16 protein-coding genes and 1 tRNA gene are annotated in these 14,472 nt (G+C 69.9%); 4 read left to right on the plus strand and 13 right to left on the minus strand.

From position 1 onward, the window contains the following. Positions 1-111: 111 nt before the first annotated feature. Together ACYQ0U_RS13275 and ACYQ0U_RS13280 are read right to left on the minus strand one after the other, a co-directional pair. Positions 112-672, minus strand: a complete 561-nt coding sequence (locus ACYQ0U_RS13275; protein WP_459973604.1) for a hypothetical protein — start codon at positions 670-672, stop codon at positions 112-114. Then, complete coding sequence (locus ACYQ0U_RS13280; RefSeq protein WP_459973606.1) at positions 669-836, minus strand: hypothetical protein; 168 nt, start codon at positions 834-836, stop codon at positions 669-671. Before ACYQ0U_RS13280 ends, ACYQ0U_RS13275 begins: the two co-directional genes overlap by 4 nt. Positions 837-1,310: 474 nt before the next feature. Between ACYQ0U_RS13280 and ACYQ0U_RS13285 the strand changes: the two genes are divergently transcribed. Next, positions 1,311-2,600, plus strand: coding sequence for an ISL3 family transposase (locus tag ACYQ0U_RS13285; RefSeq protein WP_459973608.1), 1,290 nt, complete (start codon positions 1,311-1,313; stop codon positions 2,598-2,600). A 29-nt stretch (positions 2,601-2,629) separates the two neighbouring features. Next, entirely contained in the window at positions 2,630-3,085 is a 456-nt protein-coding gene (locus ACYQ0U_RS13290) for a recombinase zinc ribbon domain-containing protein (RefSeq protein WP_459973610.1), read from the plus strand. Between the two features lie 439 nt (positions 3,086-3,524). Here ACYQ0U_RS13290 and ACYQ0U_RS13295 read toward each other — a convergent pair. The 6 genes from ACYQ0U_RS13295 to ACYQ0U_RS13320 all read right to left on the minus strand — a co-directional run bounded on the left by ACYQ0U_RS13295 (position 3,525) and on the right by ACYQ0U_RS13320 (position 6,701). Next, positions 3,525-3,600, minus strand: a tRNA-Ala gene (locus tag ACYQ0U_RS13295). Positions 3,601-3,681: 81 nt separating this feature from the next. Further along, positions 3,682-4,296: a histidine phosphatase family protein gene (locus tag ACYQ0U_RS13300; protein ID WP_459973612.1), complete on the minus strand. Its 615-nt coding sequence runs from the start codon at positions 4,294-4,296 to the stop codon at positions 3,682-3,684. Continuing rightward, positions 4,286-4,663 (minus strand): ribosome silencing factor, encoded by a 378-nt coding sequence (rsfS, locus tag ACYQ0U_RS13305; RefSeq protein WP_459973614.1) that lies wholly within the window; start codon positions 4,661-4,663, stop codon positions 4,286-4,288. Before rsfS ends, ACYQ0U_RS13300 begins: the two co-directional genes overlap by 11 nt. Beyond that, on the minus strand, positions 4,660-5,262 hold the full coding sequence (nadD, locus tag ACYQ0U_RS13310; RefSeq protein WP_459973616.1) for a nicotinate-nucleotide adenylyltransferase: 603 nt from the start codon (positions 5,260-5,262) through the stop codon (positions 4,660-4,662). Before nadD ends, rsfS begins: the two co-directional genes overlap by 4 nt. A gap of 7 nt (positions 5,263-5,269) precedes the next feature. Next, positions 5,270-5,428 (minus strand): hypothetical protein, encoded by a 159-nt coding sequence (locus tag ACYQ0U_RS13315; RefSeq protein WP_459973620.1) that lies wholly within the window; start codon positions 5,426-5,428, stop codon positions 5,270-5,272. A 28-nt stretch (positions 5,429-5,456) separates the two neighbouring features. Then, the gene (locus ACYQ0U_RS13320) at positions 5,457-6,701 is read right to left on the minus strand and encodes a glutamate-5-semialdehyde dehydrogenase (RefSeq protein ID WP_459973622.1); all 1,245 of its coding nucleotides are present in this window, start codon (positions 6,699-6,701) and stop codon (positions 5,457-5,459) included. Positions 6,702-6,782: 81 nt separating this feature from the next. On the opposite strand from ACYQ0U_RS13320, the gene ACYQ0U_RS13325 reads away from it, so the two are divergent. Next, the gene (locus ACYQ0U_RS13325; protein ID WP_459973624.1) at positions 6,783-8,234 is read left to right on the plus strand and encodes a lysyl oxidase family protein; all 1,452 of its coding nucleotides are present in this window, start codon (positions 6,783-6,785) and stop codon (positions 8,232-8,234) included. Between the two features lie 114 nt (positions 8,235-8,348). Here the strand turns inward: ACYQ0U_RS13325 and ACYQ0U_RS13330 are convergent, their stop codons facing one another. The 5 genes from ACYQ0U_RS13330 to ACYQ0U_RS13350 all read right to left on the minus strand — a co-directional run bounded on the left by ACYQ0U_RS13330 (position 8,349) and on the right by ACYQ0U_RS13350 (position 12,200). Beyond that, positions 8,349-9,143: a phosphotransferase family protein gene (locus ACYQ0U_RS13330; protein WP_459973802.1), complete on the minus strand. Its 795-nt coding sequence runs from the start codon at positions 9,141-9,143 to the stop codon at positions 8,349-8,351. Between the two features lie 4 nt (positions 9,144-9,147). Continuing rightward, positions 9,148-10,113: an electron transfer flavoprotein subunit alpha/FixB family protein gene (locus tag ACYQ0U_RS13335; RefSeq protein WP_459973625.1), complete on the minus strand. Its 966-nt coding sequence runs from the start codon at positions 10,111-10,113 to the stop codon at positions 9,148-9,150. A 15-nt stretch (positions 10,114-10,128) separates the two neighbouring features. Further along, positions 10,129-10,911 carry an electron transfer flavoprotein subunit beta/FixA family protein gene (locus ACYQ0U_RS13340; RefSeq protein ID WP_459973627.1) on the minus strand — a complete coding sequence of 261 codons (783 nt, stop codon included), beginning with the start codon at positions 10,909-10,911 and terminating at the stop codon, positions 10,129-10,131. Positions 10,912-11,039: 128 nt separating this feature from the next. Beyond that, positions 11,040-11,348, minus strand: coding sequence for a hypothetical protein (locus ACYQ0U_RS13345; protein ID WP_459973629.1), 309 nt, complete (start codon positions 11,346-11,348; stop codon positions 11,040-11,042). Positions 11,349-11,420: 72 nt separating this feature from the next. Next, the gene (locus tag ACYQ0U_RS13350) at positions 11,421-12,200 is read right to left on the minus strand and encodes an enoyl-CoA hydratase/isomerase family protein (protein WP_459973631.1); all 780 of its coding nucleotides are present in this window, start codon (positions 12,198-12,200) and stop codon (positions 11,421-11,423) included. A 75-nt stretch (positions 12,201-12,275) separates the two neighbouring features. Here ACYQ0U_RS13350 and glgX point away from each other — a divergent pair, with 75 nt between their 5' ends. Next, on the plus strand, positions 12,276-14,438 hold the full coding sequence (gene glgX / locus ACYQ0U_RS13355; RefSeq protein WP_459973634.1) for a glycogen debranching protein GlgX: 2,163 nt from the start codon (positions 12,276-12,278) through the stop codon (positions 14,436-14,438). The last annotated feature ends 34 nt before the right edge of the window (positions 14,439-14,472 follow it).

Consider the following 14,472-nt stretch of genomic DNA (forward strand, 5'->3'; position numbering starts at 1 on the left):
GGGCGTGTGGCAAGGTTGCATCTACGAGATGCCCTTCGTGGTGGTGGAAATCGTTCCCTAGAGAAGACCGATTCCACCAGCACGTAAGGGCATTCTCACTTCACGCCGCGCTCACAACCCCGAGCTCATCGGTGGATCGAGGCTAAAGAGAGACAGGTCGATGGCTTCACCGAAGACGACCCACTCCCAGTCCAGCCATAGGGTCCCATCCAAGAGCGCTTCGAGCCAGACGCCAGTCTGTGCGTCCACGGTCAGTCCCAATGACCCAGCCTTGCCCGGCAAGGTGACCGAGAGAGCTGGGCGGTCGTGCAGGACGCGCTCAGCAACGCCGGACATGATGACGCCAGGATCGCTTCCGATGAGTTCCCGCCAGAATGCCACTGGCCGGCGCTCCAGTATCCGGGGGCTTGTGAAGGGGTTCGCCACGTCTGCTTCGCGATCCCTAGCGGTGAGCTGACCGGTCGAAGGGTCGCGATGCCACACGACGTGCTCACCCACGATCGTGTCGATCGTTCCGGGAGGCTCTTCGACGCGAAGTAATTCCCCCTGCACCCAGATCGCCTGGACGACTTGCGGCCGCCCGGCCTCGCGGCGCTGCCTGCACACGCCCCGCACACTCGTGCTCGGCGCGACGCCACCCAGCAGCGACGCGAGGTCGTCGGGCGTCTTCACAGCCAGCGTGGTTCGCCTCCGCCGTCCGGATTCTTCCACTTCGGACCTTCACGGTTGCCGCGCACAGTGTCGTACTCCGCCCCTTCGGGATTCACGTCGAACCAGGTCTCATTGTAGTACTTGTCGCCGCGGTTGCCGTAGTACGAGCGGTTGTAGCGGTTCATATCAATGCCCATAGCTGCACACCGGCGTAGTCGATGCTGCCGACACTCGCCGTAGTCATCACGAAGTGATGCCTACCCCCTCTGCGTTCGAATGGCTCGGCGATCCGTAGCCCCAACTCAATCGACCAGGGATCCGCCATAGTCGCGAGAGCCATCAGCTGCTCCAACATAGGCGGCGAATTCGCGCCAGACAGGATCGCCGAACCTGACGAATTTACGATAATGGCGGATTCGCCGAACAAGCAGAGAAGGGAGTATTACGGGCTCTTCGCACCTGCGGTGGGGGCGGTGTGAGCGACTCGCGGTGGTGAGCTGAGCGGGTAGCGGGGTCGAGGCCTTCCAAGATCTGGAGCGACCAAGCATCCCGACCGGAAGGCCTCGACGGTGTCGCAGCCTACGGCGTGTTCTCGTGCGCGCTCTGATTCTTGCTACTGCTCCCGATGTGATCTGCTCGTCGGTCTCGACGGCGTCCACGTGATCGATGTCCTCGACGTGACCGGGCACGACGGCAAGCGTGGCCCGTTCCTGCGGGTGGTGGTCGAGTCAGAGCCACGGGTCGAGGCGTGTCGCGCCTGCGGCGTGGTCGCCAACTCTCATGGCCGCCGTGACGTGCGGCTGGTCGACGTGCCCTGCTTCGGCCGGCCGGTTGAACTGGTGTGGCGCAAGCGGACGTGGCGGTGCGAGGAGCCCGCCTGCCCGGCCGGGACGTTCACCGAGCAGGACGAGAACATCGCCGCACCGCGGGCACTGCTGACCACCCGGGCGTGCTGGTGGGCGATCGGGCAACTACGCCGCGAGCACGCCTCGGTCGCCGGCCTGGCTCGCCACCTCGGCACCGCCTGGCGCACGGTATGGCACTCGATCAAGCCGATCCTGGAGACCCTCGCAGCTGATGAGTCCCGCTTCGAGGGAGTCCAGACTTTGGGGGTCGATGAGCACGTCTGGCACCACGTGTCCACCCAGCCCGTCGGGGACGGCGGCCGGGGACCGAAGGAGCTGACCGGGATGGTCGACCTGACCCGTCACCGCGACGACAAGGGCAAGATGCGAGTCCGGGCGCGGCTGCTCGATCTCGTCCCAGGTCGCACCGGCGCCGCCTACGCCGAGTGGCTCAAGGCCCGCAACGAGGAGTTCCGAGCCCAGATCGCGGTCGCCACCTTGGACCCGTTCCACGGCTACAAGAACGCCATCGACGACCAGCTCGAAGACGCCGTCGCAGTGCTCGACGCCTTCCACGTCACCAAGCTCGGAACCGACGCCGTCGACCAGGTCCGCCGCCGGGTACAGCAGACCATCCACGGCCACCGCGGCCGCAAGGGCGACCCGCTGTACGGGATCCGGCTGATCCTGCGCTGCGGGGCCGAGCGGCTCACCGAAAAGCAGAAGGCCCGCCTGGACAAGGCGATCCTTGCCGATGAGCGTCACGACGAGGTCTACGTGGCCTGGCAGTGCGCTCAACAACTGCGGGCCGCCTACAAGGCCGAGTCGCTGGCCGAAGGGCGGCAGATCGCCGAGAAGGTCCTCGCCACGTTCGCGACCTGCCCCATCCCCGAGATCCGCCGGCTGGGCAGGACCCTGCGCCAGTGGCGGGCCGCGTTCCTCGCCTACTTCACCACCAACCGCGCCTCGAACGGCGGCACCGAAGCGATCAACGGCCTCATCGAGCTCCACCGACGCATCGCCCGCGGCTTCCGCAACCGAGACAACTACCGCCTACGCATGCTCCTCATCGGCGGAGGACTCGACCAAGCCATCCCCACCTGAAGTGCGAAGAGCCGTATTACGTCGGCGTCGTGACGTACAAGGGTCTAGAGTTCGACGGAAAGCACACGCCGCTCGTATCGCGTGGCCTGTTCGAGCAGGTCCAGCTGGTTATCGAAGCCCACCGGACTGCAGGTGAGCGCTCCCGCCGTCACCGGTCGTATCTGGCGGGGTCGCTGTTCTGCGGACACTGCAAAGCGAAGCTGCTCTACTCAGTCTCGCGGGGCCGGAACGGAGAGTACGGCTACTTCTTCTGTAGTGGGCGCCACAACCAGAGCAGCGGCTGTCAACTGCCGTATCTGGCTGACGAACTCATCGAGGACGCGGTCATTCGACACTGGCGTCACGAGCAGCTGAGCGAAGCGGTCATGGCAGAGGTGCGGGAGGGACTGCAGGAAGACCTCCGAGAGCACCAAGCCGTCGCACGGCGCAAGGTCGCACAGATCCAGCGTCGCATCGCCAGCATCGAGCGAGAGCGTGCCAAGTAGGCTGAGAAGGCCATGCTCGACGTCATCCCAGATGATCTGGCTCGGGAGAAGCAGCGCGAACTCGCCGTCCACCTAGCCGACGCTCAGCTCGAGCGCGCGAAGCTCGTCGTCGACGACGAGAGTCGCTCGCGTGCCATCAATGTTGCGACGAGGCTGCTGAGCCTCTGCGGCGAGGCCTACGCGCGGGGCGACGACAAGATGCGACGCGAGTGGAATCAGACCTGGTTCGAAGCGATCTACATCACCGAGGACGAGCACGGGGAGCCGACTGTCGAATCAGTACGGCGAACACCCTTCTTTGAGGCGGTCCAGACCGCAGAGGTCCTCCCAGCGCGTAACGCTCCGGCCCAGCCGACCGATGCCGCCCAGAACGTGAAAGAACCCGACGGCCTGGGCCATCGGGTTCTTTCACGTGTTGGTGGTTCTAACTTGCCACTTCTGGTGGAGCTGAGGGGACTCGAACCCCTGACCCTCTGCATGCCATGCAGATGCGCTACCAGCTGCGCCACAGCCCCGAACCTGTTGCTTCCCTTGTGGGGTGACAACTCGCGGAATACTAGCCAACGACCCGACGCGATGCGAAATCGGGGGTCGGATCAGTCCGGCGCGACCCGGTTGTAGGCGCGCAGCCGCATCGGGCCGTCGCCGAGACCGTCCAGCTCGACCCATGCGCAGTTGTCCGGGCCGTGCAGCGCGGCCCGCTCGGTGACCGGCCAGCCGAGCAGGACCGGGACGGCGTCGCGGATCGCGGCGCCGTGCGAGACGGCCACGGCGAGCTCGCCGGGGCCGATCGTCTCGAGCAGCTCGGACACGGCCGCGACCATGCGGGCGGCCACCTCGGCGGCGTCCTCCCCACCGGGCACGACGTCGAAGTTGCCGCGGCGGAACTCCTCGAAGCCGGGCCGGTCGTCGAGGTCGCCGTGGGTGAGGCCCTGCCAGTCGGCGAGGAAGTACTCACGCAGCCGGGCATCGTACGTCGGCTCCAGCCCGGTCTCCTTGGCCAGGTACGCCGCCGTCTGCCGGGCGCGAGCGGAGTCGCTGGACCACAGCGCGGCCGGCCTCAGCGCGGCGACGGCGGGCGCGACCGCGGCGGCCTGGCGGTGGCCGGTGTCGTCGAGATCGGCGTCGAGCTGGCCCTGGATGCGCTGCTCGGCGTTCCAGGCCGTCTGGCCGTGCCGGAGCAGGACGAGGCGCCGAGGCTCAGCGCTCATGCGACACGACGTCCGCCGGCAGCTCGATGGCCGGGCAGTCGCGCCAGAGCCGCTCGAGCGCGTAGAACTGGCGCTCCTCCTCGTGCTGCACGTGCACGACGATGACGCCATAGTCGATGAGCACCCAGCGGCCGTCGCGCTCGCCCTCGCGGCGCAGCGGCTTGGCGCCGATCTCGCGGAGCTTGTCCTCGATCTCGTCGACGATCGCCTTGACCTGGCGGTCGTTGCTGGCGGAGGCCAGCACGAAGGCGTCACTGATCGCGAGCTGCTCGCTGACGTCGAAGGCGATGATGTTGGAGGCGAGCTTCTCCGACGCCGCGCGGGCGGCGGCGTGGACGAGCTCGAGGGCGTGGTCGGTGGCGGTCAAGACGAATCCTCGGGATACAGGTGGTGCTTGGCGATGTACTGCACGACGCCGTCCGGCACGAGGTACCAGACCGGTTCGCCGCGGCGGGTGCGCTCCCGGCAGTCCGTCGACGAGATCGCGAGCGCCGGGATCTCCACCATCGTCACACGGGCGGCCGGGATCGCCGCGATCGTCGCCTCGTCCATGGCGTAGCCGGGGCGGGTGCAGCCGACGAACTGGGCGAGCTCGAACAGCTCGCTGGCGTCGCGCCAGCTGAAGATCTCGGCGAGCGCGTCGGCACCGGTGATGAAGTAGAGCTCGGCGTCGGGGTGCTGCGCGCGCAGGTCGCGCAGCGTGTCGATGGTGTACGTCGGTCCGGAGCGGTCGACGTCGACGCGCGAGACCCTGAAGCGGGGGTTCGACGCGGTCGCGATGACCGTCATCAGGTAGCGGTGCTCGGCCGCGGTGACGACCCGGTCCGACTTCTGCCAGGGGTCACCGGTGGGGACGAAGACGACCTCGTCGAGGTCGAACCACGCCTGCACCTCCGACGCCGCCACGAGGTGCCCGTGGTGGATCGGGTCGAAGGTGCCACCCATGACACCGATCCGGCTGGTCACGGGCCGGTCAGCTGTGCTCGCGCCCCGCGCCGAACATCATCAGCCCGAAGATCAGGGCCAGCAGGATCGCCAGCGTGATGGCGCCGATGAGCCAGTGGTTCGGCACGTTCTCGTTGACGGCGTGGTGCTCCTCGGCGGCACGGACGACGGCGTACGGGATCTGCATGCACCCACCCTATCGGTCCCGGTCGGTCTCAGCGCACGTGGCCGTCGCCGGTCACGACGTACTTGGTCGACGTCATCTCCGGGAGGCCCATCGGGCCGCGCGCGTGCAGCTTCTGCGTGCTGATGCCGATCTCGGCGCCGAAGCCGAACTCACCCCCGTCGGTGAAGCGGGTCGACGCGTTCACGAGCACGGCGGCGGAGTCGACGGCGCGGGTGAAGTAGCGGGCCGCACCGAGGTCCTCGGTGACGATCGCCTCGGTGTGCTGGCTGGAGAACCGGCGGATGTGCCGGACCGCGGCCTCGATGCTCGGGACGACGGCCGCCGAGATGTCGAGGGAGAGGTACTCCGCGGCGTGGTCCTCGTCGGTGGCCGGCACCACGCCGTCGTAGGCCTGGAAGGACCCGTCGCCGTGGATGGTCACACCCGCCTCCTGGAGGGCGGCGACCACCCGCGGCAGGAACGCGTCGGCCACGTCGGCGTGCACCAGCAGCGACTCGGCGGCGTTGCAGACGCTGGTGCGGTGGGTCTTGGCGTTGAGCACGATCTCCAGCGCGCGGTCGAGCTGGGCGGCGCGGTCGACGTAGACGTGGCAGTTGCCGACACCGGTCTCGATCACCGGCACCGTCGACTCCTCGACGACCGAGCGGATCAGGCCCGCTCCCCCGCGTGGGATGAGCACGTCGACGAGGCCACGGGCGCGCATCAGCTCCTTGACCGTGTCGCGGCTGTCGGCCGGGACGAGCTGGATCACGTCCCGGTCGAGCCCGGAGCCGGCCACGGCCTCGCGCAGGACCTCGACGATCGCGGCGTTGCTGGCGCTCGCGCTCGAGCTGCCCCGGAGCAGCACGGCGTTGCCGGACTTCAGGCAGATGCCGGCGGCGTCGGCGGTCACGTTGGGGCGGGCCTCGTAGATCATCCCGACCACGCCGAACGGCACCCGCACCTGGCGCAGCTCGAGCCCGTTGGCCAGCGTCGACCCGCGCACCACCTCGCCCACCGGGTCCGGGAGCGCGGCGACCTCGCGCAGGCCGCGGGCCATGCCGGCCAGCCGGTCCGGCGTGAGCCGCAGCCGGTCGACGATGTTCGGCGGCGTACCGCCCTCCTCCGCGCGCGCGACGTCCTCGGCGTTGGCTGCGAGGATCGCGTCCTCGTGGGCCAGGAGCGCGTCGGCCATCTGCTCGAGCGCCAGGTCCTTCTCCTCGCGGGTCGCCAGCGCGAGCCCGTGGCTGGCCTCCCGGGCGCGCTCGGCGATCGCGGTGACGCTGCTGCTCATGGAGACAGCGTAGGGCGCGGCAACCATCCGGGGCTCCGGTGCGTCGTACGGTGGTCAGGCTTTCCTGCGAAAGGTCCTCCGTTGCGTCGTTCACTGCTCCTCTCGGCCGCCCTCGCGCTGGTCGCACCCCTCCTCGCGTCCGTCGGCACGGCCACCGCCGCCGACGAACCCGGGCCCACGACGCCGCGGCTGACGCTCTGGGCGCCTCAGGTGGTGACCGCCTACACCTACCGCCACCGGACCTGGACCGACCTGGGCCTGCGCGCGGTCGCCGAGGGCGGGCCGTTCGAGCTCTGGTCGCACCGCGCGTCCTACGACGACCTCATCGAGACCAGCTTCGTCAGCGGCGACACCACCGTCGCCCTGCCGGCCGGCTCGATGAGCGACTTCTCCGGCCTCAAGAAGTTCCTGTCGATCACGGTCGACCCGAAGAAGAGGGGCGAGGAGAACCTCACGGTGACCCGCAAGGCCTGCCTCAACGGCTACTCCGAGCGGGTGCGGCCGGACGCGCCGGCGCGCTCGCCGTACCCCGTCGGCTGCTGGTACAACGCATACACGCTCGGCTCCGTGCAGGGCGTCCAGGAGGGCTGGGCCACGCCGCTGCTGAGCCAGAGCCGTCCGCTGCGGATCGGCGCCGGCCAGTACACCGTCACCGTCACGGTCGCTCCGAGGTACGCCGAGCTGTTCGGCCTCACCCCGGAGGAGGCGTCCCGCACGCTCACGCTGAACGTCGTCGACGAGCGCACGAGCGAGCCCGCCGACTCGCACCCGCACCGCGCTCTCACGGCCCGGCCGGCCCGCCACTCGCCGGCCGGCGCGCCCGGCCGCGCCGCCGAGGACGGCCCGATGCCGGACCTGCGGTCGCTGCCCGCCTGGGGCATCTCGCTGTCGAAGAACTCCAAGTACCTCCGCTTCTCCGCCACCGTGTGGAACGCCGGCGACAGCCCGCTGGTCGTGGACGGGTTCCGCCGCGACGACGAGGACGTCATGGACGCCTACCAGTACTACTTCGACGCCGAGGGCAACCAGATCGGCTACGAGCCGGTCGGCGCGCTGCACTTCGACCCCAAGGCCTCGCACCAGCACTGGCACTTCGAGGACTTCGCCCGCTACTCGCTGCTCGACTCCGAGCTCAACGAGGCGGTCCGGTCGAAGAAGGAGGCCTTCTGCCTGGCCAACACCGACGCGGTCGACCTGACCGTGCCGGACGCGGAGTGGAAGCCCCAGAACACCGACCTCGCCACCTCCTGCGGCGACATCTCCTCGCTCTCGATCCGCGAGGTGCTGGCCGCCGGGTGGGGCGACACCTACACCCAGTACCGGGCCGGCCAGTCGTTCCGGATCGCGGGCCTACCCAACGGCACCTACTACGTCTCGGTGCTCGCCAACCCCGACGGCCGGCTGCACGAGCAGGCGACCGACAACAACCTGTCGCTGCGCCAGATCAGGCTCAGCGGCAGGCCCGACCACCGCAAGGTGACCGTGAAGCAGGTCGGGATCATCGAGGAGGAGCCGTACGGCGGCACCGGCTGATGTCCTGCGCCGCCGTCGAGTTGGGCCTCGCTCGCCGTCGAGTTGGGCCCTGATCCCGGGCGGGCGGGAGCAAGGGCCCATTGAACGGCGACTCATGCCCAACTCGACGAGGGGTCAGGTGGCGTGCCAGTCCTGGGCGCGGACGATCGCGTCGAGGCGGGCGGCGGCACGGTCGGCCACCGGGTTCTCGCCGGCGCGGGCCGCGAGCTCGACGAGCGCGTGGAGGTCGGCGGCGCGGGCGAGGTCGAGCGCGCGGTCGGGGTCGGGGTACGCCGACAGCACGCCCTCGACGTAGGCCGGCTCGCGGTCGAAGCGGAGCAGGTTGCCCAGGTCGGTGAACGGGTGGCCGGCGTGGGCGAACTCCCAGTCCAGCACCCCCGTGACCTCGAGGGTCTCGGGGTCGAGGAGCAGGTTCTTGGGGTTGAGGTCGCTGTGCACCAGGCAGGTGCGGGTCTCCTCGTCGAGGAGCGCCTCCGCACGCTGCCCGAGCTCGCCGAGGGTGTCGGGCAGCTCGACGTCGTACCGCTCGATCCGCAGGTCGCCGTCGGCGAAGACGCCGCGGCGGAGCAAGGGCATCCCGCCCAGCGCGGCGGCGACGCGACCGAAGGACTCCCCCACCCGGCGCAGGTCGGCGGCGGAGAGCGTGGGCAGCAGCAGGTCCCCGCGTACGCCGGGCAGGAACTCCGTGACGAGGAGGCCGGGCCCCTGCTCGAGGACCGCCGGCACCGGCAGCAGCCCGCGCACCAGCCGCAGCAGCGCGGCCTGGATCTCGGCCGCCTCCGAGGGATGCCGAAGGCCGGCGAAGATCCGCACGACAGTGCGGTCTCCGCCGGCCTCGGCGAGGAACGTCTCTCCGGACCAGCCGCCCTCGAGTGGCTGGAGCGACGCGAACCCCAGTGGGTCGTCCAGGGGATCAGCCCTTGCGCTTGGTGACTTCCTCGGTGAGGGCCGGGAGGACCGTGTGCAGGTCCCCCACCACACCGAAGTCGACGAGCTCGAAGATCGGGGCCTCCTCGTCCTTGTTGACGGCCACGATCGTCTTCGAGGTCTGCATGCCGGCGCGGTGCTGGATCGCACCCGAGATGCCGTTGGCGACGTAGAGCTGCGGCGACACGGTCTTGCCGGTCTGGCCGACCTGGAAGGTGTGCGGCATCCAGCCCGAGTCGACCGCGGCACGCGAGGCGCCGACCGCCGCGCCGAGCGCGTCGGCGAGACCCTCGACGGGCTCGAAGTTGCCGCCGGTGCCACGGCCACCCGAGACCACGATCGCGGCCTCGGTGAGCTCGGGCCGACCGGACGCCTTCCGCGGCTGCGAGGCCACGATCTGCGCGGTCTTCGCGGCGTCGGAGATCTCCGGGGAGACCTCCTCGACGGCGGCGGCGCCCTCGGACTCCTCCGGCGCGGCGGCGTTCGGCTTCACCGTGATGATCGGGGTGCCCTTGGTGACCTTGCCGGTGAGCGTGTAGTTGCCGGCGAACACGCTCTGCGTGACGACCGGGGCCCCACCGTCGCCGGGCTGCACGTCGACGGCGTCGGTGATCAGGCCGGACTCCAGCTTGATCGACAGGCGGGCGCCGATCTCCTTGCCCTCCGCGGTGGACGGAATGAGGATGGCGGCTGGGGACGCCTTCTCGGCGAGCTGCTGGAGCGCCTCTGCCTTGGGGACCACGAGGTAGCCGCTGATCTGACTGTCGTCGACGACGTAGACCTTCTCGGCGCCGTACTTCTTCACCTTGTCGGTGACCTCGGCCGCCTGGTCGGCCGGGCCGATGTAGACCGCGGACGGCTCGCCCAGGCGCTTGGCGATCGTGAGGAGCTCGTAGGTCGGCTTGCGGACCGCGCCCCGGACATGGTCGATCAGAACGAGAACTTCAGACATGACGGACGCTGCTCCTCAGATGAACTTCTTGGCGGCAAGGAACTCGGCGAGCGCCGAGGCGCCCGAACCGTCCTCGTCCTTGACGATCTCGCCAGCGGTGCGCGGCGGGCGGGCGGTGGTGTCCTCGACGGCGGTCCACGCCGCGTCCAGGCCGACCTCGCTCGCGTCGACGCCGATGTCGCTCAGCGACCACGTCTCCAGCGGCTTCTTCTTGGCGGCCATGATGCCCTTGAACGACGGGTAGCGGGCCTCACCGGACTGGTCGGTGACCGAGAGGAGGATCGGCAGCGTGGCGCCGATGACCTCGGTGGCCGTGTCGTCGTCGCGCTTGATCCGGACCTGGTCGCCCTGGGTCTCCACCACCGCGGCCAGCGTCACCTGCGGGAGACCGAGACGCTCGGCGAGCATCGCCGGCACGACGCCGCCGGAGGCGTCGGTCGAGGCCATGCCGCACATGACGATGTCGGGCGAGCCCCCGTCATTGCTGAGCTTCTCCACGGCCTTGGCCAGGACCAGCGACGTGGCCGCGTAGTCCGAGCCGGCGATCGCGTCATCGATCACGTGGACACCCTTGTCGGCGCCCATCTGGAGTGCCTTGCGGACGGCGTCGACGGCCTTCTCCGGGCCGATGCACACCGCGGTGACCTCGGTGTCGTCGCCGGCCTTCTCCTTGAGCTGGAGGGCCTGCTCGACGGCGTACTCGTCGAGCTCGGAGAGGAGCCCGTCGACGCCCACGCGGTCCACGGTGTTGTCCGACTCGAACCGCCGGTCGGCGGTGGCGTCGGGGACGTACTTCACACAGACGACAATGTTCATGGTGGTGTGGCCGGGGTGGCCCCTCCTGTGCACTCGGTTGCCCGTGAGGCTACCGCCCGGTCACTCGCGTCGAAACACGGATGAGGGTCGCCTGCGTCACAGCGCCACTGTCAGGGTCGGACGACCCGCTCGAGGATCCTGCCGACCACCAGGTAGGCGACGGCAGCCAGGCCCCAGTTGGCCAGGGCGTTCTTGGTGGCGGCGTCCGCGCCGTCGAAGGTGAAGATGCCGTTGCCCCGCGAGAAGACCTCGAGATCGAGGGCGTCGGCGACGTCGAGGACCAGCTTCACCAGCGCGTTGTCCGGGTTGGCGTCGAGGGCGATGAGCAGCGCGCCGACCGCGAGGACGAGCGCGCAGCCGACCGCCACGATCCAGACCAGCTGGCCCAGGTGGGTCCGGATCCGCCTGGTCGTCGTCATGGTCGTCGTCCTGCCCGTCTTCCGCTCAGCCACGAGCGAAGGATGGCACAGCCATCACCTCGGCAAACCTCCTCAGCGCCCGCGGAACTCGGCCTTCCCGGGCCCGTTCTCCATGAAGGACCGCATGCCGGTCGTGCGGTCCTCGGTGGCGAAGAGCGCCGCGAACTGCTGCCGCTCGATCTCCAGGCCGGTCTCGAGGTCGACCTCGCTCCCCCGGTCGATGGCCTCCTTGGCCGCGCGGACGGCGTACGACGCGGCGCCGGCGAACTGCCGCGCCCAGGCCACGGCCTCGGCGTACACCTGGTCCGCGGGGACGAGCCGGTCGACCAGCCCGATCGCGAGCGCCTCGTCGGCCTTGACGAAGCGGCCGGTGAGGATCAGGTCCTTGGCGCGGCTGGGGCCGACCAGGCGGGTGAGCCGCTGGGTGCCGCCCGCGCCGGGGATGATGCCGAGCAGGACCTCGGGCTGGCCCAGGGTCGCGTCCTCGGCCGCGAACCGGACGTCGGCGCAGAGTGCGAGCTCGCAGCCGCCGCCGAGGGCGTAGCCGGTGATCGCGGCGACGACCGGCTTGGGGATCCGGGCCACGGCGGTGAACGAGGACTGGAGTCCGCCCGAGCGCTTCACCATGTCCGTGTAGGACATGTCGGCCATCTCCTTGATGTCGGCGCCGGCCGCGAAGACCCGCTCGCCGCCGTAGATCACGACCGCCTTGACGTCGTCCCGCTCGGTGGCCTCGGTGGCGGCCGCGCGGATCTCCTCCTGGACCTGCACGTTGAGGGCGTTCATCTTCGGTCGGTCCAGCCGGATCGTGCCGACGCCGTCGGCCACCGCCAGTCGCACGAACTCGCCCATGTCGTCTCCTGCCTCTCGCTGCCGGGTCCGGGGGTCTCCGGGGGGTCTCGGGCATTCTGCCGGGCATCGGGAACAATGGCGCGGGTGACCCCAGGAGAGTGGCGCGCCCCCGGCGTGCGGGCACCGGTGTGGCCCGGCCGCAACTGGCCGCTGGGTGCCACCTGGTCCGAGGAGGCCACGAACTTCGCGGTCCACGCCCCGCGCGCGACGGCGGCCTTCGTCTCGCTCTTCGACGACGCCGGCCACGAGGTCCAGCACCGGCTGACCGAGCAGGCGCTGGGCATCTGGCACGGCGCGATCCCGGACGTGCGGCCCGGCACGCGCTACGGCTTCCGGGTCACCGGGCCCTGGGACCCCGAGCAGGGTCTGCGCTTCAACGAGAACAAGCTGCTGCTCGACCCGTTCGCGAAGGCCGTGTCGGGGGACCTGACCGTCGACCCCGCGATCTTCGGCTACGTCCTGGGCGAGCCCGAGCGGATGAGCGAGGCCGACTCCGCGCCGTACGTCCCGCTCGGCGTGGTCGTCGACGACCGGTTCGACTGGGGCGACGACCGGCCGCAGCGCCACCGCTGGCGTGACAGCGTCATCTACGAGCTGCACGTCAAGGGCATGACCGCGCTGCACGACCGGGTGCCCGAGGAGCTGCGCGGGACGTACGCCGGCCTGGCGACCCCCGCGGTCATCGACTACCTCAAGGACCTCGGCATCACCGCCGTCGAGTTGCTCCCCGTGCACCAGTTCGTGTCGGAGCCGGCGCTCGTCGAGCGCGGCCTGACCAACTACTGGGGCTACAACTCCATCGGCTACTTCGCCCCGCACAACGCGTACGCCGCCCACGGCGACCGCGGGCAGCAGGTCACCGAGTTCAAGCAGATGGTCAAGGCGTTCCACGAGGCGGGGCTCGAGGTCATCCTCGACGTGGTCTACAACCACACCGCCGAGGCGGGCCCGCTCGGTCCGACCCTGTCCTTCCGGGGGCTCGACGACCGCGGGTTCTACTGCCGGACGGGCGGGAGCGGCCCGGGCGAGCCGTTCCAGGACGCCTACTGGGACGTCACCGGGTGCGGCAACACCGTGAACGCGTCCGACCCGTTCGCGCTGCGGCTGATCCTGGACTCGCTGCGCTACTGGGTCACCGAGATGCACGTGGACGGCTTCCGCTTCGACCTGATGTCCGCGCTCACCCGCGTGCACCACCGGGTCGACATGGACAACCACCTGCTGATGGCGATCGGCCAGGACCCGGTCCTGCGGCACGTGAAGCTGATCGCCGAGCCGTGGGACGCCTCCATGGACGGCTACCGCGTCGGCGAGTTCCCTCCCCCGTGGGTGGAGTGGAACGACCAGTACCGCGACGAGATCCGCGACTTCTGGCGCAACCACTCCGCCGGCATCCGCACCGTCGCCACCCGGCTGGCGGGCTCCTCGGACCTCTACCTCGACGACGGGCGCTCGCCGTACGCCTCGATCAACTTCGTCACCGCCCACGACGGGTTCACGCTGCGCGACCTGGTGAGCTACGAGCACAAGCGCAACGAGGCCAACGGCGAGGGCAACCGCGACGGCACCGACAACAACCGGTCGTGGAACCACGGCACCGAGGGCGAGAGCGCCGACCCCGCGCTGGTGGCGGTGCGGCGGCGGCAGGCCGCGAACATGATGGCGACGCTGTGCCTGTCCAACGGCGTCCCGATGATCACCGCCGGCGACGAGCGGGGCCGGACCCAGCGCGGCAACAACAACGCCTACGCGCAGGACAACGAGATCTCCTGGATCGACTGGCGCCCCGACGACGCGTGGCTCGACGTCTACGAGATCACCAAGACCGCGCTACGGCTGCGGCGCGAGCACCCGGCGCTGCGGCAGCGGCACTGGTTCGAGGGGCGGCCCACGATCCAGGGCGGCCCCAAGGACCTGGCCTGGCTGCACCCGTCCGGGCGCGAGATGACCGGCGACGACTGGCACGACCCGAACCTGCGGGCGGTCGGGATGTTCGTGTCCGGCGCCCCGCTCCGCTCCCCCGGGCCGCGCGGCGAGCAGCAGGTCGACACGTCGTTCATGCTCTGGTTCAACTCCGACTGGCTGCCCCAGCGGATCCTGTTCCCGGAGAACGACTGGGTGCAGACCGGGGAGGTCGTGCTCTCCACCGACTTCAAGATGCCGGTCGGCACGCACGTCAAGGCCGGCGACCGGCTGAGCATCGGCCGGCGCACGGTCGTCGTCTTCCGCGAGGCCTGACGCCGAGTCGGCGCTGTCTCAGCTGAGACAGCGC

The organism is Nocardioides pyridinolyticus (genome assembly GCF_054653575.1).

Excerpts from the sequence above, each read along its gene's own strand:
- ACYQ0U_RS13280 (WP_459973606.1), bottom strand. The coding sequence starts at position 836 with ATGAACCGCTACAACCGCTCGTACTACGGCAACCGCGGCGACAAGTAC.
- ACYQ0U_RS13300 (WP_459973612.1), bottom strand. The coding sequence starts at position 4,296 with ATGAGCGCTGAGCCTCGGCGCCTCGTCCTGCTCCGGCACGGCCAGACG.
- ACYQ0U_RS13315 (WP_459973620.1), bottom strand. The coding sequence starts at position 5,428 with ATGCAGATCCCGTACGCCGTCGTCCGTGCCGCCGAGGAGCACCACGCC.
- ACYQ0U_RS13320 (WP_459973622.1), bottom strand. The coding sequence starts at position 6,701 with ATGAGCAGCAGCGTCACCGCGATCGCCGAGCGCGCCCGGGAGGCCAGC.
- ACYQ0U_RS13335 (WP_459973625.1), bottom strand. The coding sequence starts at position 10,113 with ATGTCTGAAGTTCTCGTTCTGATCGACCATGTCCGGGGCGCGGTCCGC.
- ACYQ0U_RS13345 (WP_459973629.1), bottom strand. The coding sequence starts at position 11,348 with ATGACGACGACCAGGCGGATCCGGACCCACCTGGGCCAGCTGGTCTGG.
- ACYQ0U_RS13350 (WP_459973631.1), bottom strand. The coding sequence starts at position 12,200 with ATGGGCGAGTTCGTGCGACTGGCGGTGGCCGACGGCGTCGGCACGATC.
- glgX (WP_459973634.1), top strand. The coding sequence starts at position 12,276 with ATGGCGCGGGTGACCCCAGGAGAGTGGCGCGCCCCCGGCGTGCGGGCA.